A 17,393-nucleotide genomic window follows, 5' to 3' on the forward strand; every position below is an offset into this window, starting at 1 on the left:
AGATCGCTCAGGCAACCAAGCTTCTGATTGAGATTGCTGTTGTCTTGAGAAATCTACTCGACGGAGTCAAATGGCCGATGGATCCCATTCATGAGAATCGGATCGAGAGACGGCCTGCTATTGAGGTAGGAGTCCTTCGCGAGACCGGAAAYAGTGAAAGCACTCTGAACTTCCGGGAAGCATGCAACAAGATCATCCATGCGGAGCGAGTCTCTTTTGGAATGACGACACTACCGGAGAAGATGGCGCACCTCAACGGTAAGGTTGAGCTTCACGGGACGAAAGGGCGTCGCTCGTGGACCGCGGAAATTCGACTGGCAGATTTTGTCAGGATGGCGGTGCGTCAACTGTAGGCTGTGCGCGCTCTCTTTCGAAAGCGGAGTGCATCGAGAAGGTGCCTGCCCCGGCATTCCTTCTCCCACCCTAGGAACACAAGCCGCAGCACGCTCGCCGGAGGCACGGAAGAACCCGTGCCCCCGAGAGCGGCTTCAGAACAGCAAGTCGCGAATCAGCGAACCTTGCCCGCCTTCCACGCATTCAGCAGCGTGTCATAAGCGATCGTCTCACCCTTCGGCTTCTCGTTCGCCAGCTTCTTCCACGGCGCGCCCTTGTCGCTCAGCCACTTGTTCGGGTCGCCCTTCGCGTTCAGCTTCGGTGCGCAGCGTGCCATCCCGGCGCGCTCCAGCCGCGACATCACCTGGTCCATCTCCTCGGCCAGGTTGTCCATCGCCTGCTGCGGCGTCTTCTCGCCCGTCACCGCCACCGCCACGTTCTTCCACCACAGCTGCGCGAGCTTCGGGTAGTCGGGCACGTTGGTGCCGGTCGGCGTCCACGCCACGCGCGCCGGGCTGCGGTAGAACTCCACCAGCCCGCCGAGCTTCGGCGCCAGGTCCGTCATCGCCTTCGACTGGATGTCGCTCTCGCGGATCGGCGTCAGACCGGTGATCGTCTTCTTCAGCGAGGTCGTCTTCGCCGTCACGAACTGCGCATACAGCCACGCGGCCGCCGTGCGGTTCGCGTCATGCGCCTCGAAGAAGGTCCACGAACCCACGTCCTGGTAGCCGTTCTGCATGCCCTGCTTCCAGTACGGGCCGTTCGGGCCGGGCGCCATGCGCCACTTCGGCGTGCCGTCGGCATTCACCACCGGCAGGCCCGGCTTGGTCATGTCGGCGGTGAACGCGGTGTACCAGAAGATCTGCTGCGCAATCTGCCCCTGCGCCGGCACCGGGCCGGCTTCGCCGAAGGTCATGCCGGTGGCTTCCTTCGGGGCGTACTTCTTCATCCAGTCGACGTACTTCGTCAGCGCATACACGGCCGCCGGCGAGTTGGTCGCACCGCCGCGCGAGACGCTGGCCCCCTGCGGCGTGCAGCCGTCGGCCRACGCGCGGATGCCCCATTCGTCCACCGGCATGCCGTTCGGGATGCCGATGTCGGCGGTGCCGGCCATCGACAGCCACGCATCGGTGAAGCGCCAGCCCAGCGACGGATCCTTCTTGCCGTAGTCCATGTGGCCGTAGATCGGCTTGCCGTCGATCGTCTTCACGTCTTCGCTGAAGAACGCGGCGATGTCCTCGTACGCGCTCCAGTTCAGCGGCACGCCCAGGTCATAGCCGTACTTGGCCTTGAACTTCTCCTTCAGGTCCGGGCGCGCGAACAGGTCGGCGCGGAACCAGTACAGGTTCGCGAACTGCTGGTCGGGCAGCTGGTACAGCTTCTTGTCCGGCGCGGTCGTGAAGCTCGTGCCGATGAAGTCCTTGATGTCCAGCCCCGGGTTCGTCCACTCCTTGCCCTTGCCCGACATGTAGTCGGTCAGGTTCATGATCTTGCCGTAGCGGTAGTGCGTGCCGATCAGGTCGGAATCCGAAATCCAGCCGTCGTAGATCGACTTGCCCGACTGCATCGAGGTCTGCAGCTTCTCGACCACGTCGCCTTCCTGGATCAGGTCGTGCTTCACCTTGATGCCGGTGATCTCCTCGAAGGCCTTGGCCAGCGTCTTCGATTCGTACTCGTGCGTCGTGATCGTCTCCGACACCACCGAGATCTCCTTCACGCCCTTGGCCTGCAGCTTCTTCGCGGCCTCGATGAACCACTTCATCTCGGCCATCTGCTGGTCCTTGTTCAGCGTCGACGGCTGGAACTCGGCATCGATCCATTTCTTCGCCTCGGCCTCACCGGCCCAGGCGCTCTGGCCCAGTGCCAGCGCAACGGCGGCAAAGGCCACTGCATTCAAGCGCAACTTCATGTCTGTCTCCTCTGGTACTTCCCGGGGTACTCGCGACACGCCAGCGGGGAAGAATCGCCGGCGGCCTTTTCAAACCGAAGCTCGGCGGCTCAGCCCTTGCGCATGATCAGCGCCAGCACGGCCATCGAGATCACGAAGCTGATCCAGATCGACGGCTCCTCCGCCAACCCGAACCAGCCCACCATCTTTTCGCTGAACGCGACGAACGCGAGGTTCACGTACGCCGCGCTGAGCAGCCCGATGAAGAGCCGGTCGCCACGCGTCGTCGCCATCGGCAGGAAGCCCTTGCGCACCGTTGTCGGCGACTTCAGCTCCCACACCGTCATGCCGGCCAGCATCAGCACGATGCAGCCGAAGAACACCGCCACCGGCAGGGTCCACGCCATCCAGTCGAACATCAAACTCTCCCCATCGCAAAGCCCTTGGCGATGTAATGCCGCACGAACCAGATCACGATCGCGCCCGGCACGATGGTCAGCACGCCGGCCGCCGCCAGCACGCCCCAGTCCATGCCCGAGGCACTCACCGTGCGCGTCATCACCGCGACGATCGGCTTCGCGTTCACGCTGGTCAGCGTGCGTGCCATCAGCAGCTCGACCCAGCTGAACATGAAGCAGAAGAACGCCGCCACGCCCACACCGGCCTTGATCAGCGGGATGTAGATCGTCAGGAAGAAACGCGGGAACGAGTAGCCGTCGATGTAGGCCGTCTCGTCGATCTCGCGCGGGATGCCGCTCATGAAGCCTTCAAGAATCCACACCGCCAGCGGCACGTTGAACAGCAGGTGCGCCAGCGCCACCGCGATGTGCGTGTCCATCAGCCCGAGCGTCGTGTACAGCTGGAAGAACGGCAGCAGGAACACCGCCGGCGGCGTCATCCGGTTGGTCAGCAGCCAGAAGAACACATGCTTGTCACCGAGGAAGCTGTAGCGCGAGAACGCATACGCCGCCGGCAGCGCCACCAGCAGCGAGATCACCGTGTTGATGGCCACGTAGATCATCGAGTTGATGTAGCCCGAGTACCAGGACTCATCGGTGAAGATCGTGCGGTAGTGGTCGAACGTGAAATGCTGCGGCCACAGGCTGAACGAGGACAGGATCTCCTCGTTCGTCTTGAACGACATGTTCACCATCCAGTACACCGGCAGGATCGCGAACAGCAGATACAGCAGCAGGAAAATCACCCGCTTCTTGAAACGGCGCTCATCCATGGGCGGCTCCCTCGGTCGTCGTCGCATCCTGGCCGACCCGCTGCATCCAGTTGTAGAGGATGAAGCACAGCAGCAGGATGATCAGGAAGTAGATCAGCGAGAAGGCCGCGGCCGGGCCGAGGTCGAACTGGCCGACCGCCTTCTGCGTCAGGTACTGGCTCAGGAAGGTGGTCGCGTTGCCGGGCCCGCCGCCGGTCAGCACGAAGGGCTCGGTATAGATCATGAAGCTGTCCATGAAGCGCAGCAGCACCGCGATCATCAGCACGCCGCGCAGCTTGGGCAGCTGGATGAAGCGGAACACCGCGAACTTGCTCGCGCCGTCGATGCGCGCCGCCTGGTAGTACGCATCGGGGATCGCGCGCAGCCCGGCGAAGCACAGCAGCGCCACCAGCGGCGTCCAGTGCCACACGTCCATCAGCAGCACGGTGAGCCACGCATCGGTCGCATTGCCGGTGTAGCTGTACTCGATGCCCAGCTTCGCGAGCGCCGCGCCCATCAGGCCGATGTCGGTGCGCCCGTAGATCTGCCAGATGGTGCCGACCACGTTCCACGGGATCAGCAGCGAGATCGCCACCAGCACCAGCACCGCCGACGAGCGCGCGCCCTTGGCCGGCATCGACAACGCGAGGCCGATGCCCAGCGGGATCTCCACCAGCAGCACCGCCAGCGAGAAGCCGATCTGGCGCAGCAGCGCACCCTGCAGGTCTTCGTCGCGCATCACCGACTTGAACCACTCGGTGCCGACGAACACGCGCCGCTCGGGCGAGATGATGTCCTGCACCGAGTAGTTGACGACCGTCATCAGCGGCAGCACCGCCGAGAAGGCCACGCACAGCACCACCGGCAGGATCAGCAGCCAGGCTTTCTGGTTGACCGGCTTCATGCCGCCACCTCCACGGAAGAATCGATCAATACGTCATCGCGGTAATAGCAGGTGTGCGAGCCGACCAGCGACAACCACACCGCATCGCCGACGCGCGGGATGCGCTGGTCGGGCGACAGGCGGGCGCGGATCGTCTGCTCGCTGTCGCCGGAGCCGAGGCGCGCGCCGAGCAGCCAGTAGGTGCCGATGTCCTGCGCCTGCGTCACGGTGGCGGGCACGGCGCCCGCGGTGTCCGGCGCGGCCAGCGTCACGTACTCCGGCCGCACGCCGAGCGCGAAGCTGCCCTCGCCGTGCAGCGGGTTGCGCGCCATCGGCAGCACGCGGCCGGCCACGTCGATGCCCTGCCCGGCCCAGCGCACCGGCAGGAAGTTCATGCCCGGCGAGCCGATGAAGTGGCCGACGAAGCGGTGCTGCGGCCGCTCGAACAGCGCCGAGGCACTGCCCACCTGCACCGCACGGCCGCGCGTCATCACGACCACCTGGTCGGCGAAGGTCAGCGCCTCGACCTGGTCGTGCGTCACGTAGACCAGCGTCAGCTTCAGCTCGTGGTGGATCTGCTTCAGCTTGCGGCGCAGCTGCCACTTCAGGTGCGGGTCGATGACGGTCAGCGGCTCGTCGAACAGCACGGCCGACACGTCCTCGCGCACCAGGCCACGGCCCAGCGAGATCTTCTGCTTGGCGTCCGCCGAGAGGCCTGCGGCGCGCGTGTTCAGCTGCCCGCTCATCTCCAGCAYCTCGGCGATCTGGCCGACGCGCTGGCGGATGCGGTCGGGCGCCACGCCACGGTTGCGCAGCGGGAACGCGAGGTTCTCGGCCACGGTCATCGTGTCGTAGATGACGGGGAACTGGAACACCTGCGCGATGTTGCGCTGCTGCGGTGACTGCCCGGTGACGTCCTGCCCGCCGAACTTCACCGTGCCCTGCGACGGCGTCACCAGGCCCGAGATGATGTTCAGCAGCGTCGTCTTGCCGCAGCCCGACGGGCCGAGCAGCGCATAGGCGCCGCCGTCGTCGAAGGTCATCTTCAGCGGCAGCAGCGCGTAGTCTTCATCGCGCTGCGGGTTCGGCTTGTAGGCATGCGCCAGGTCGAGGTCGATGCGTGCCATCTCAGATGCCCTCCCGGCTCGGGGCCACCAGCAGGCGGCCCGCGGAATCGAACACGTGCACCTGTGCCGCATTCAGGTACAGCGTCACCGGCTCGCCGAGCGTGAACTGGTGGACGCCGGTCAGCTGCGCCACCAGCTCGCCGATCGGGGTGTCGACGTGCACGAAGGTGTCGGAACCGGAGATCTCGGCCAGCTCCACCTTGCCCGGCAGTGCGACATCGCCGTCGCGCGGGCGAACCCGCAGGGCGCTCGCGCGGATGCCGATTGTCAGCGCCGGCGTGCTCGACGCCGGCAGCGGCACCGAGAGGTTCACGCCGGCCTGCAGGCTGATGCCGATCGTCGCGTGCGTGCCCTCGACCAGGTTCATCGGCGGATCGCTGAACGCGCGCGCGACGCGGATCGACTGCGGCCGGTGGAACACCTCGGCGGTCGGGCCGTACTGCAGCAGCTCGCCGGCGTCCATCACCGCGGTGTAGCCGCCGAGCAGCAGCGCCTCGGTCGGCTCGGTGGTGGCGTAGACGACGGTCGATTCGCCGGCCGCGAACAGCTGCGAGAGCTCGTCGCGCAGTTCCTCGCGCAGCTTGTAGTCCAGGTTCACCAGCGGCTCGTCGAGCAGCATCAGCGGGGCCTTCTTCGCCAGCGCCCGCGCGAGGGCCACGCGCTGTTGCTGGCCGCCCGACAGCTCGGCCGGCAGCCGCTTCAGGAACGGCTCGATGTGCAGCCGCTTCGCCAGCTCCAGCACGCGCTCGGCGATGCCCTTCTCGCCACGCAGCTTCAGCGGCGATGCGATGTTGTCGGCCACCGTCATCGACGGGTAGTTGATGAACTGCTGGTAGACCATCGACACGTTGCGCTCGCGCACCGGCAGGCCGGTCACGTCGCGGCCGTCAGCCAGCACGCGGCCTTGCGTCGGCGTGTCCAGGCCCGCCATCACGCGCATCAGCGAGGTCTTGCCGGCCTGGGTCGCGCCCAGCAGCACGGTCACCGCGCGCGGGACCAGGGTCAGGTCCAGCGGGTAGAGGTGGGTCTGCGCACCGACCTGCTTGCCGATGCGCTCCAGCGTCAATTCCATGAGGTCTCCGAAGGTCTAGTCTGCGGCTGCGCGACTGTTGTCGCAGCGCCGCGCCAGTGGCGTGCGCACCAGAGCGCGACCTGCTCGCGCTGGGCCGGCGTCAGGTGCAGGCCGAGCTTGGTGCGCCGCCACAGCACGTCGTCGGGCTCGCGCGCCCACTCGTGCTCGTGCAGGTAGTTCAGTTCCGCCTCGTGCAGCCCGGGCACCACCTCGGCGCCGGGCCCGTTCGCCAGCAGCACCTGCACGCGCGAGCCGTAGCAGCGCGCCAGGCGATGCCGCATCGCGGCCGGCAACTGCGGATGGCGCAGCGCGAACGCCTGCTCGAAGCGCGCGAAGTCGGTGTCGGGCCGCTGCGGGTCGCCGATCCACACGCTGAGGTCGCCACCGGGCAGGAAGGCGCCGGCCGTCCAGGCGCCGCGGGTGGTGCCGAGCGGCGCGGCCAGCAGGTCGGCGGCCTCCTCGGCCAGCTTGCGGAAGGTGGTGATCTTGCCGCCCCACACCGACAGCAGCGCCGCCTTCGAGGTGTCGAGCTCGAGCGAGTAGTCGCGCGTGACGGCCGACGGATCGCCCGACTCGTCGTCGAGCAGCGGCCGCACGCCCGAATACGTCCACACCACGTCGGCCGGCGCCACCGGCTTCGCGAAATAGCGGCTCGCCTGCTCGCACAGGTAGGCGATCTCGCTGTCGTCGATGCGCGCCTCGCCGATCGCGCCGTGGTGCTCGACGTCGGTGGTGCCGATCAGCGTGAACTCGCCGTCCTGGTAGGGGATCGCGAAGATGATGCGGCGGTCCGGGTTCTGGAAGATGTAGGCGTGGTCGTGGTCGAACAGCTTCTTCACGACGATGTGGCTGCCCTTCACCAGCCGCAGCGACTTGGGGCGCGGCGCATGCGTGCCCTCGGCGAGGAACTGCGCGGCCCACGGGCCGGCGGCGTTGACGAGCGCGCGCGCATTCAGCGTGTGGGTGCGGCCGTCGTCCGCCTGCAGCGTGACGCGCCAGGCGCTGTCGCCGCGCTGCGCATCGGTGCAGCGCCAGCGCGTCAGCACCGTCGCGCCGCGGTCGGCCGCGTCGCGGGCGTTCAGCACCACGAGGCGCGCATCGTCGACCCAGCCGTCGGAGTAGACGAAGCCGCGCTTGTACTGCGGCTTCAGCGGCGCGCCGGCCGGGTGCTCGCGCAGCGACACCGTGCGCGAACCGGCCAGCACCTCGCGCTTGGCCAGGTGGTCGTACAGGAACAGCCCGGCGCGGATCATCCACACCGGCCGCATGCTCGCGTCGTGCGGCATCACGAAGCGCAGCGGCCACATGATGTGCGGGGCACCCTTCAGCAGCACCTCGCGCTCGGCCAGCGCCTTGCGCACCAGCGAGAACTCGTAGTACTCGAGGTAGCGCAGGCCGCCGTGGATCAGCTTGGTCGAGGCCGACGAGGTGTGCTGCGCGAGGTCGTCCTTCTCGCACACCAGCACGCGCACGCCGCGGCCCGACAGGTCGCGGGCAATCCCGGCGCCATTGATGCCGCCGCCCACGACGAGCACGTCCACGTCAGCCGGCAAAGCTTGGTTCAAGAATCCGTCTCCTGGTCTATGTTCGGTTGTTTTCGTTTCTGATCTTCTTTTTTCGTTTTATGCGAAAAACGAAAGCCGCGCAAGCCAGGAAATCCAGCATCTGTTTTCGTTCGGGGATTCGGTACCCTCCGCCGCCATGACCCCGAACCCGCGCCAATCGCTGCTGCTCGACGAGGTGCGCGCGCGCGGCACGGCCACGGTGGAGGCGCTGTCGGAGCAGTTCGGCGTCACGCTGCAGACGGTGCGGCGCGACGTGAAGCTGCTGTCCGATGCCGGGCTGCTGTCGCGCTTCCATGGCGGCGTGCGGCTGCCCAGCTCCACCACCGAGAACATCGCGTACCGGCAGCGCCAGCAGCTCAACGAGCAGGCCAAGCAGCGCATCGCGCGCAGCGTGGCGCAGGGCGTGCCCGAGGGCTGCTCGCTGATCCTGAACATCGGCACCACCACCGAGGCGATTGCGCGCGAGCTGATGCGGCACAAGGGCCTGCGCGTGATCACGAACAACCTGAACGTCGCGGCGATCCTGTCGGACAACCCGGACTGCGAGGTCATCGTCGCCGGCGGCGTGGTGCGCTCGCGCGACCGCGGCATCGTCGGCGAGGCGACGGTGGATTTCATCAAGCAGTTCAAGGTCGACATCGGGCTGATCGGCATCTCGGGCATCGAGAGCGACGGCACGCTGCGCGACTTCGATTTCCGCGAGGTGAAGGTGGCGCGCGCGATCATCGAGCAGTCGCGCCAGGTGTGGGTGGCCGCCGACCACAGCAAGTTCAACCGGCCGGCGATGGTGCAGGTGGCCGGCTTCGCCGAGATCGATGCGCTGTTCACCGACCAGGCGCCGCCCGAACCCTTCCCTTCCCTGTTGGCCGATGCAGGCGTCCAATGCGAGGTCGCCGCCTGAGCTTCATCCCGCCATGAGCACACCCAAATTCCTGCTGGCCCTCGACCAGGGCACCTCCAGTTCGCGCAGCATCGTGTTCGACCGCGCCGGCGCCATCGTCGCGATGGCGCAGCGCGAGTTCCGCCAGATCTACCCGCAGCCGGGCTGGGTCGAGCACGACCCGATGGAGATCTGGCACACGCAGCTCGCGACCGCGAAGGAGGCGCTCGCGAAGGCCGGCATCGCTGCAGCCGACATCGCGTCGATCGGCATCACCAACCAGCGCGAGACCACCGTGGTGTGGAACCGCCGCACCGGCGAGCCGCTGTACAACGCGATCGTCTGGCAGGACCGCCGCGCCGAGCCCACCTGCGCGGCGCTGCGCGAGCGCGGGCTCGAACCCACCTTCCGAGAGAAGACCGGGCTGATCATCGACGCCTACTTCTCCGGCACCAAGCTGAAGTGGATCCTCGATCACGTGGCCGGCGCACGCGCGGCGGCGTCGCGCGGCGAGCTGGCCTTCGGCACGGTCGATTCGTGGCTGATGTGGCACCTGACCGGCGGCGCGGTGCACGCCACCGACGTGAGCAACGCCTCGCGCACGCTGCTGCTGAACGTGCGCCGCAACGCGTGGGACGACGAGCTGCTGCAGCTGCTCGACGTGCCGCGCGAGGTGCTGCCGCAGGTGTTCCCGTCCAGCCACGTGTACGGCCACACGAAGGCCGAACTGCTGGGCGCCTCGCTGCCGATCGGCGGCGTCGCCGGCGACCAGCAGAGCGCGCTGTTCGGCCAGGCGTGCTTCCGCGCCGGGCTCGCGAAGAACACCTACGGCACCGGCTGCTTCATGCTGATGCACACCGGCGCGCAGTTCCAGACCTCCACCAACGGGCTGATCACCACCAGCGCGGCGCAGCCGACGGCGCAGACCGAGTACGCGCTCGAGGGCAGCGTCTTCATCGGCGGGGCGGTGGTGCAGTGGCTGCGCGACGGGCTGAACGCGATCAAGGCGAGCAGCGAGGTGCAGTCGCTCGCCGAGAGCGTGCCCGATGCCGGCGGCGTGATGTTCGTGCCGGCCTTCACCGGCCTGGGCGCGCCGTACTGGAAGGCCGATGCGCGCGGCGCGATCGTCGGGCTGACGCGCGGCACCACGGTGGCGCACATCGCGCGCGCGGCGCTGGAGAGCATCGCGTTCCAGAGCGCGGCGCTGCTGCAGGCGATGGGGCGCGATGCGGTCGCGGCCGGCGGCGCGCCGGTCAGCGAACTGCGCGTCGACGGCGGTGCCTGCGTCAACGACCTGCTGATGCAGTTCCAGGCCGACCTGCTCGGCATCCCGGTGGTGCGGCCGAAGGTGATCGAGACCACCGCGCTCGGCGCGGCCTCGCTGGCCGGGCTGTCGTGYGGGGTCTACAGCGGGCTCGACGAACTGGCGCGGCAGTGGCGGGTCGAGCGCACCTTCCACCCGACGATGCCGCGCGAGCGCGCGCAGGCGCTGATGGGCGAGTGGGAGCACGCGGTGCGGCAGGCGGTGGCGGCCTGACGGTCGCAGAGCTCCCGTTCGGGCCGAGCTTGTCGAAGCCTTGGTGCCATGCGCGCAGGCCTTTCGACAGGCTCAAGGCGAACGGTTTTCCCCGTTCGGGCTGAGCTTGTCGAAGCCTTGGTGCCGTGCGCGCAGGCCCTTCGACAGGCTCAGGGCGAMCGGGGAGGGAGGCTACAGCGCAAACGGCCAGCTGAGCTTCACGAAAGTCTCGACCGTGCGGTCGTCGCTGGCGCCGCTGCTGTCGGTGCCACGCCCGCGATCGGCGCTGATGCCGATGCTCGCATCGAGCTTGCGCCATGGCCGCGTCGCGAGCACCAGCGACAGCACCRAGCGCTTGCTGTCCGAGGCGCTGCCGCCCGGCGAATCGCCGCGCTCGGTGCGCAGCCGCTGCACGATCAACCGCAGCCAGCTCGTCGCCGACAGGCTGTGGCCGAGCACCAGCTGCTGCGTCGTGTCGGTCAGCAACTGGCAGCCGTCGCTGCAGGCGATGTGCTCCCGGTTGTAGTGCAGCGACAGCTCGGTGCGCCGGCCGAGCCGCAGCTGCAGGTCGGCCAGCAGCCGCTGCCCCGGGCCGACCTGGTCGGTCGCGAAATCGAGCCGCTTGCCCAACTCGGCATCCAGCTGCAGCTGCGTCAGCGTCGCGTTCGGGCTCGTCTTCAGACTCAGCAGCACCTGCGGCAGCCGGTGCAGCGCGAGCCCCTGATCGGCCCGCGCGCGGTCGGCATGCAGCTCCACCAGCAGCCCGGTCGCATACGGGCCGAGCAGCAGCATCGCCGGGTGCAGCGTCTGCGCGACGACGCCGCCCTCCAGCGCGCGCACCTGCGCGACGCTCACATACGGGTTCATGTCGGTGAACCAGCCGAGCGGTCCGAGCCGCTCGGTCACCGACAGCTCGGCGCGCTGGTGGCCGGCCTGCGCGATGAAGCCGTTCTCGCTGCGGAAGCTGCGGCCGATGCGCTCCAGCGTCAGCAGCGTGTCGGTGTGCTCGCCATAGAACGAATGGTCGGCGAACAGCGCGTGGCCGGCGCCGAGGTCGCCATTCCCTTGTCCCTCCAGGCGTGCGCGCGCATCGCCACGCGTGTCGCTGGCCGCCATCTGCAGGCGCAGCTTGTGGCGCGCATCGACCTGCCATGCGAGGTCGCTGCCGACCACCGCATTGCGGTCGTCGTCGGCCGCATCGCGCAGGCTCAGCGTCGCGCCCCAGGTGGCCTGCTCGCCGATGCGCACCCGGCCGCGCGCCATCAGCGCCTGGGCCGCCACGTCGCGCACCAGCGGCACGGTGGACCAGGTGCCGGGGTACAGCACCGCGCCGTCGCCGCTGTCGCGTGTGGCGATCGCGAGCCAGTCGCTGCCCTCGCTGCGCCGCGTCACGCGCGCGCCCCACTTCGGGTCGGCGATGCTGCGCGTGTAGACCAGCGGGATCGGCGTGTCCAGCAGGTCGGCCCCCTCCAGGAAGAAGGCCCGCTTCTCGGGATAGAAGATGCCGAAGCGCGCATTCGCCGACAGCTGCGGTGCGTCGATCTCGACCTGCGAGAAATCCGGGTTCACGGTGGCGTCGACGAACCACGACGGCCCCAGGCGCGCCTTGATGTCGACGCCGGCGCGCGTGGTGTTGCCGCGGTCGTCGCTGGCTCCGGTGCTGCGCCGGTCGTGCCGTTCCGCCAGCACATAGGGCGTCACGTTGACGTACGCCTGCGCGTCCGGCAGCGTCAGGCCGCCCAACGCGGGGTTGCGGCACAGGAAGCAGTCGGAGTAGCGCGACAGCGCCACCGAGGTGTACAGGTAGCGCTGCTCGCGCGGGCGGTTGCGGGTGACCAGCAGCGTCCAGGTGTCGACCTGCCCGCGCTCGCCATAGCGCAGGCTGCTGAACGGAATGCGGAACTCCGCCGTCCAGCCATCCTCGACCTGGGCGGTCGCGACGCTGAAATCGAAGTCCTGGTCCAGGCTCTCCTCGCCGCTCGCTTCGTTGTAGGTGCCGTCGGAGACCGAGCCGACCGGATTGGCGCGGAACAGCTGCGCGAACGAGCGCTTGCCGATCGGGTCGATGTAGAGCGTGACCTGGTCCTGGTCCTTGCCGACGCGGTCGCGCCGCGACCAGGCATAGCGCAGCGCCTCGGGCTCCGGGTCGCGGCTCTCGACGAACACGTACAGCGCGTCGGCGTCGTGCATCAGCCGGTACTGCGTCTGCACCTGCGGCGCGCGCCCGGACTGCGGGCTGTACTCGCTGAAATCCCCGTAGACCGGGGCGCCGGCCCAGCAGGGCTCGTCGGCGCGGCCATCGAGCACGATCGCGCAGTCGGAGCTACCGGCCTGCTGGCGTGCCGGCGGTGCCGCGGTCTGCGCAACCGCGCTCGACCACCAGAACCCCGACATCAACCACGACACCCACCACGACACGACGGCGATCCACGAGGCCCCTCGCACGCTCGCCATGCTCAGCGCCGGTTCAGGTCGATCAAATCGTGCGGGCTGCTGCCGTACATCGCCTGCTGCTCCTGCTGCAGGCTGGCCGGGCGGCAGGCGTCGACCTCGTCGAGCCGGCGCAGCAGCGTCACGCTGCCCTGGCGGTGCTTGTGCGGCTCGACCAGCGACAGCAGCTCGAAACCCGCGCCCATGCCGGCCTGCAACTGCTGGCGGCGCAACGCGTTCGCGCACGGCCCGGGGATCACGACCTTGGCGGTCGCGCCGCCGTCAGGCACGTCGACATCAGGCACGTCGACATCGACATGCGTGTAGTGGATCGCCGCCAGGCCGCCGTCCGCGTCGAGCAGCGGCCAGAAGCGGTTCAGCAGGTCGGGGTAGTCGAGCTGGTGGCCGCAGTCCAGCCACATGAAGCCGAACGGGCTCGCCTCGGGCGGCAGCTGGACGTCCTGGAAGCGGCAGCGGTGCAGCGTGAACAGCGGCGACAGGTTCAGGCGCGCGAGGATCTGCAGGAAGCGCTGCAGGCGCGGCTCGTCCTCCGAGAAATCATCGATGCCGTGCAGGTGCGCCGCATGGCCGGCATGGTCGTAGCCCGGGTGCAGCACCTCGTGGCGCGCCGGGTCGGCGAGCGTGCCGGCGGCGATGCGTGCGTCGTGCTGCGCCTCGGTGCGGTTGTCGGCCAGCGCCTGCAGCACGAACAGCGTCGAGTAGCCGAGCCCGACGCACAGCACCGAGCTCGGCCGCTGCATGCGGACCATCGAGTACAGCAGCGGCGCCGCGTGCTCGGTGCCCATGCCGGGGTCGAAGGCGTGGTGGGCGATGTCCAGGAAGTGCGCATCCAGCGGCATGGGGCCTCTCAGGTGGAAGATGAAACAGAAGAAGCCGACGGGGTCGGGGTCAGGTCGAACGCGATGCACACGCGGTCGTGGCCGGCCACGAAGGGCACGGTGCCGTGCCACAGGAAGGACGGGAACATCACCAGCGTGCCGGCGGCCGGCTGCACGATGAAATCCGGCGCCGCCGGGCGCGGCGCGGCCGGCAGCAGCCAGTCGACATGGGTCGGGAAGCGCAGGCAGCCGGCATGCGGCGGGCCGGTCATCGCCGGCACGTCGACGTAGTACACGCCGCTCACCAGGCCGGCCTCGTGGATGTGCAGCTCCTGGTAGCCCTCGGACTGCAGCATCACGCCCCAGGCCGTCACGCGCAGCCCGGCGTGGGCCAGTGCCTGCGCGTCGTGCAGCGGCGCGGCGCCGTCGTCCGCCTCGTCGTCCTGCAGGAACGCCAGCAGGCTGTCGGTCAGCAGCCGCTGCAGGCGCCGCACCACCGGCGCGTCGTCGTGCAGCAGCTCGCCGGTCTGCCAGCCGTGGCGCGTCGCCTTGTCGGCGCGGTCCCAGGTGAGACTGGGGTGGGCGTACAGGTGCGCCGTCAACTCGGCGTGGAAGGCGCGCATCGCGGCAGGGTCAGCGCCGAGCGGGCCACTGCGCGCCACCATGCCGGCGGGGTCGTAGGCCTCGGCCGCCTGGAGCGGATCGCCATGGCCGTGCAGCAGCACCCCCAGGCAGGCCTGCGACTTGACGTGGCCCGGCGCGAGCGCAAGCGCCTGCTGCAGCGCACCGATCGCGTCGCGGGCATGGCCGTCGGCGGCGTAGCGCATGCCGAGCGCGCACCACAGCTGGTGGTCGCGCGGGTGCTGCGCGAGCGCGGCCCGCAGCCGGGCGTGGGCGGCCGCAGATGGCAGGGTCAGCACGCAACCCGACAGCGCGGTGGACTGGGGCGACAGCTCGGAGGAGATCGGCAGCGGCATCGGAGCGGACATCGGTGACAAGCGGCATCGGTGACAGGCAGCATCGGCGACGGCAGGCGCCGCGACCGCCCCACCGGGTGGCCGCGGCGCGACGGCTCGCGTTTAGCGGGCTGCCTTCTCGGTGGCGACCGGTGCGGCCGCCTTCTCGCCGGGCTTCACCTGGACGGTGAAGGTGTCGGCATTCCAGTCGACCATCGCCTGGCCATGCGACGAGGCATTGCCATGCAGTGCGGCGCTGGTGCTGCAGACGCCGGCGAAGCCGGTCGCGAGGCCGGCGTACACCAGCGTCTTCAGCTTGCGGGAGGCCTTCTTGGCCGGGGCGTTGACTTCGATGTTTTCTGCCATCTCGATTCCTTTTCAGGGTTTGACAAAAATCCGCTGCCACTGCGAGGTGGGCAGCGCTCCGCTCGGGGGATGGCCGTGGCCACCTCCCAAGTCAGGTGGGCCGGGGTGCCGCGCCAGGGCGCGCCGCCGGCAGAAGAAGAACGCCGCGGGCCTACGCGGCGCGTGCGGGTGACAGCTCCGGCAGTGCGCCCGCCTTGCGGTCGAACCACTCGCGCAGCCCGGGTTCATCGAAGCGCTCGGCCAGCGCGAACGCGCCGTCGCGGGCCTTCTGCGCCGCCGCCGGCTCGCCCAGCCCGTAGCGGGCGCGTGCCAGTTCGACCAGCAGGAAGGCGCGGTCGACCTCCTCGGTGCCGTTCGCCTCGATCGTCTTGATGCCCTCGCGCGCGGCTTGCGCCGCCGCTGCCCAGTCGCCGACCGCGTTGGCCACCAGCGCGACCAGGTAGTCGGCGCGTTCCACCTGCATCCAGGTGCCGGCGTGCAGCCAGATCGTCTTGCAGCAGCGGGCGGCCCGGCCCATCGCGGTCCCGACCAGCGGATCGACCCGCGCCGGCGCCGCGGGCGACTGCAGCCGCTCCAGCCAGCCCGAGACGGTGTTGTTGATCGCGCGTGCCGCCATCGGCAGCACCGGCCCGCCCGCCGGGGCGGTTTCGAGCGCCTGCACGCAAGGCAGCAGGCTCGCCGCCACCAGCAGCGGGTCGGCAGTGCCGGCCAGGTGCTGCAAGGTGCCCAGGCGCACCGCGGCGGCGGCGAGCGCGGGGCCGCAGGCGAGTGCCTGCGCGAGTTCGGATTCGGCCTGCCAGGCCTGCAGCGCGGCACCGCTCATCGCATACGCGACCGCCCGGTTGCGCAGCAGCACCGGCGGCGGGCCGGGCAGCGCCGGCAGCGCATCGAGCAGCGTGCGCGCGCCGGGCCAGTCGCCGCCCTTCTCGCCGATCACGTGGTTCACCAGCCAGCTGTACGACGCGAGGTCGTCGACGCCGAGCGCCGACGGCGCGATCGCGCGCAGCCGCGCTGCCGCGCCGACCAGGTCGGCGTCGTGGTCCTGCATCAATGCCGATACTTCTGCCAAGGCCATCTCAACTCTCCAGGGTGGGTCGCAAGGGGTTCTGGGCGGGCTCGGCCACCTGCACCTGCGTGCTCTTCGTCAGCCGGGCCGCGCAGTACGAGCGCAGCAGCGGGCCGAACAGCAAGTACACCGCGCCGAGCCACAGCGTGAATATCGCATCGCCGATGTGCTGGCTGCCGCGCAGCCACGACGCGTAAGCCTTCTTGAACTTCACCTTCCAGACCAGCCGGCGCACGATGGTCTCGGAGCCGACCACGGCGAGCAGCGACGCGCGCGCCTCGCGCTCGTGCTTCTCTTCGTCGATCGCGATGCCGCGGAACACCTCGGCGGCGGCCGGCAGGTGGCTGCAGGCGCGCGCATAGCCGTTGAACTGCGCGCAGATCGACTTCTCGCTCTCGTGCGCGAACGCGAGGAAGTAGTGGATGTCGTCGGCCGATTTCACCAGCACGCTGCGCGAACCCGAGCCGCCCTGGAAGCGGTCGCGTGCCAGCTTGTGCGCAACCTCCAGGAAGCCGTCGGAATGCTCCATCTCCTCGAGCAGGTTTTCGAACAGCATCAGCTGCATCCGTGGCACGCCGGTGTGGCCGAGCGCGTTCAGGTACTGCCAGGCGCTGTCGAATTCGACCTCGGAGAACCGCTTCAACGTGCGGGCGGCGTGCTGCGAATCGATGCGCCACGACAGTGGCAGCAGCGCGCGTGTGACCGCATTCCTCAGGTGAGTGCTCCACATGGCGGGGTCTCCTTGTGTTCGTCGTGATGGGACAGGAACGGGTGCAGGGGCCGGTCGGCCGCCGGGTGGCCGTGCCACGTCAGCAAGCGCCGGGAATGCAGGAAGCTGCAGAAGGCTTCCAGCGTGTCGATCTCGAGGTCGAGTACCTCGGCCAGCTCGGCCAGCGGGCGGCGGCCATCGAAGGCGTCGCACAGCCGGGCCGTGTCGGCGTCGAGCGCGCACGGCAGCGTGTAGAACGCGGTCGCGCCCAGCACGCCGGGTGTCGTCGGGTCGGTGCTGTCGGGCGGGGCCTGCCAGCGCGCCCGCGGGTGCAGGCGCGGGCAGCGCAGCGGGCCGGCGATGCCGGGGTGCAGCGCGTCGCGCTTGATGAAGATGTCGAACCAGTCGACCGGCGCGTCGGTGGCATCGCCAGCGTCATCACCAGCGCGGCGCGGCTCGAAGCGGTCGGCCAGCAGCTGTCCGCAGGCGTCGGCGGCCGCCGGGTCGCCCTGGTGCCAGCCGTCCTGCGGGAACTCGGCGGCCACCGCCAGCG

General features: G+C 69.1%; 17 protein-coding genes. 3 read left to right on the plus strand and 14 right to left on the minus strand.

The window, feature by feature from the left end; genetic code table 11:
• The coding region (locus AC1D01_RS04010) for a hypothetical protein (protein ID WP_477864791.1) at positions 1 to 353 on the plus strand (353 nt) is incomplete at its 5' end.
• 155 nt (positions 354 to 508) lie between these two features.
• Here the strand turns inward: AC1D01_RS04010 and AC1D01_RS04015 are convergent.
• From AC1D01_RS04015 to glpD, 7 genes are all read right to left on the minus strand, one after another.
• A complete protein-coding gene (locus AC1D01_RS04015; RefSeq protein ID WP_477864792.1) occupies positions 509 to 2,242 on the minus strand; it encodes an ABC transporter substrate-binding protein in 1,734 nt (577 codons plus the stop codon).
• 89 nt (positions 2,243 to 2,331) lie between these two features.
• Entirely contained in the window at positions 2,332 to 2,640 is a 309-nt protein-coding gene (locus AC1D01_RS04020; protein WP_477864793.1) for a DUF2160 domain-containing protein, read from the minus strand.
• Positions 2,640 to 3,452, minus strand: coding sequence for a carbohydrate ABC transporter permease (locus tag AC1D01_RS04025; protein WP_477824677.1), 813 nt, complete (start codon positions 3,450 to 3,452; stop codon positions 2,640 to 2,642). The genes AC1D01_RS04020 and AC1D01_RS04025 overlap by 1 nt, the downstream gene beginning before the upstream one ends.
• Entirely contained in the window at positions 3,445 to 4,335 is an 891-nt protein-coding gene (locus AC1D01_RS04030; RefSeq protein WP_477864794.1) for a carbohydrate ABC transporter permease, read from the minus strand. Before AC1D01_RS04030 ends, AC1D01_RS04025 begins: the two co-directional genes overlap by 8 nt.
• Positions 4,332 to 5,441, minus strand: a complete 1,110-nt coding sequence (locus AC1D01_RS04035; RefSeq protein ID WP_477864795.1) for an ABC transporter ATP-binding protein — start codon at positions 5,439 to 5,441, stop codon at positions 4,332 to 4,334. The genes AC1D01_RS04030 and AC1D01_RS04035 overlap by 4 nt, the downstream gene beginning before the upstream one ends.
• Position 5,442: 1 nt before the next feature.
• Positions 5,443 to 6,513, minus strand: a complete 1,071-nt coding sequence (locus AC1D01_RS04040) for an ABC transporter ATP-binding protein (RefSeq protein WP_477864796.1) — start codon at positions 6,511 to 6,513, stop codon at positions 5,443 to 5,445.
• Entirely contained in the window at positions 6,504 to 8,078 is a 1,575-nt protein-coding gene (gene glpD / locus AC1D01_RS04045; RefSeq protein ID WP_477864797.1) for a glycerol-3-phosphate dehydrogenase, read from the minus strand. Before glpD ends, AC1D01_RS04040 begins: the two co-directional genes overlap by 10 nt.
• A 136-nt stretch (positions 8,079 to 8,214) precedes the next feature.
• Between glpD and AC1D01_RS04050 the strand changes: the two genes are divergently transcribed.
• Both AC1D01_RS04050 and glpK read left to right on the plus strand, forming a co-directional pair.
• Positions 8,215 to 8,979: a DeoR/GlpR family DNA-binding transcription regulator gene (locus AC1D01_RS04050; RefSeq protein ID WP_477864798.1), complete on the plus strand. Its 765-nt coding sequence runs from the start codon at positions 8,215 to 8,217 to the stop codon at positions 8,977 to 8,979.
• A 13-nt stretch (positions 8,980 to 8,992) separates the two neighbouring features.
• Complete coding sequence (glpK, locus tag AC1D01_RS04055; RefSeq protein ID WP_477864799.1) at positions 8,993 to 10,495, plus strand: glycerol kinase GlpK; 1,503 nt, start codon at positions 8,993 to 8,995, stop codon at positions 10,493 to 10,495.
• Between the two features lie 171 nt (positions 10,496 to 10,666).
• On the opposite strand, the gene AC1D01_RS04060 is transcribed toward glpK, so the two are convergent.
• The 7 genes from AC1D01_RS04060 to AC1D01_RS04090 all read right to left on the minus strand — a co-directional run.
• Positions 10,667 to 12,928, minus strand: coding sequence for a carbohydrate binding family 9 domain-containing protein (locus AC1D01_RS04060; protein WP_477864800.1), 2,262 nt, complete (start codon positions 12,926 to 12,928; stop codon positions 10,667 to 10,669).
• A gap of 2 nt (positions 12,929 to 12,930) precedes the next feature.
• The gene (locus tag AC1D01_RS04065; protein WP_477864801.1) at positions 12,931 to 13,764 is read right to left on the minus strand and encodes an O-methyltransferase; all 834 of its coding nucleotides are present in this window, start codon (positions 13,762 to 13,764) and stop codon (positions 12,931 to 12,933) included.
• An 8-nt stretch (positions 13,765 to 13,772) separates the two neighbouring features.
• Positions 13,773 to 14,720, minus strand: coding sequence for a putative 2OG-Fe(II) oxygenase (locus AC1D01_RS04070; protein ID WP_477864802.1), 948 nt, complete (start codon positions 14,718 to 14,720; stop codon positions 13,773 to 13,775).
• Positions 14,721 to 14,822: 102 nt separating this feature from the next.
• Positions 14,823 to 15,065, minus strand: a complete 243-nt coding sequence (locus AC1D01_RS04075) for a hypothetical protein (protein WP_047586701.1) — start codon at positions 15,063 to 15,065, stop codon at positions 14,823 to 14,825.
• Between the two features lie 151 nt (positions 15,066 to 15,216).
• Positions 15,217 to 16,140, minus strand: a complete 924-nt coding sequence (locus AC1D01_RS04080) for a hypothetical protein (protein ID WP_477864803.1) — start codon at positions 16,138 to 16,140, stop codon at positions 15,217 to 15,219.
• 1 nt (position 16,141) lies between these two features.
• Positions 16,142 to 16,861: a ferritin-like domain-containing protein gene (locus AC1D01_RS04085; RefSeq protein WP_477864804.1), complete on the minus strand. Its 720-nt coding sequence runs from the start codon at positions 16,859 to 16,861 to the stop codon at positions 16,142 to 16,144.
• A partial coding sequence (locus AC1D01_RS04090; RefSeq protein ID WP_477864805.1) for a hypothetical protein occupies positions 16,843 to 17,393 on the minus strand: 551 nt, incomplete at its 5' end. The genes AC1D01_RS04085 and AC1D01_RS04090, both read right to left, overlap by 19 nt.

It is taken from the genome of Rhizobacter sp. P3_B12 (genome assembly GCF_056402895.1).

Excerpts from the sequence above, each read along its gene's own strand:
- AC1D01_RS04020 (WP_477864793.1), bottom strand. The coding sequence starts at position 2,640 with ATGTTCGACTGGATGGCGTGGACCCTGCCGGTGGCGGTGTTCTTCGGC.
- AC1D01_RS04025 (WP_477824677.1), bottom strand. The coding sequence starts at position 3,452 with ATGGATGAGCGCCGTTTCAAGAAGCGGGTGATTTTCCTGCTGCTGTAT.
- AC1D01_RS04030 (WP_477864794.1), bottom strand. The coding sequence starts at position 4,335 with ATGAAGCCGGTCAACCAGAAAGCCTGGCTGCTGATCCTGCCGGTGGTG.
- AC1D01_RS04040 (WP_477864796.1), bottom strand. The coding sequence starts at position 6,513 with ATGGAATTGACGCTGGAGCGCATCGGCAAGCAGGTCGGTGCGCAGACC.
- AC1D01_RS04050 (WP_477864798.1), top strand. The coding sequence starts at position 8,215 with ATGACCCCGAACCCGCGCCAATCGCTGCTGCTCGACGAGGTGCGCGCG.
- AC1D01_RS04065 (WP_477864801.1), bottom strand. The coding sequence starts at position 13,764 with ATGCCGCTGGATGCGCACTTCCTGGACATCGCCCACCACGCCTTCGAC.
- AC1D01_RS04070 (WP_477864802.1), bottom strand. The coding sequence starts at position 14,720 with ATGCCGCTGCCGATCTCCTCCGAGCTGTCGCCCCAGTCCACCGCGCTG.
- AC1D01_RS04075 (WP_047586701.1), bottom strand. The coding sequence starts at position 15,065 with ATGGCAGAAAACATCGAAGTCAACGCCCCGGCCAAGAAGGCCTCCCGC.
- AC1D01_RS04080 (WP_477864803.1), bottom strand. The coding sequence starts at position 16,140 with ATGGCCTTGGCAGAAGTATCGGCATTGATGCAGGACCACGACGCCGAC.
- AC1D01_RS04085 (WP_477864804.1), bottom strand. The coding sequence starts at position 16,861 with ATGTGGAGCACTCACCTGAGGAATGCGGTCACACGCGCGCTGCTGCCA.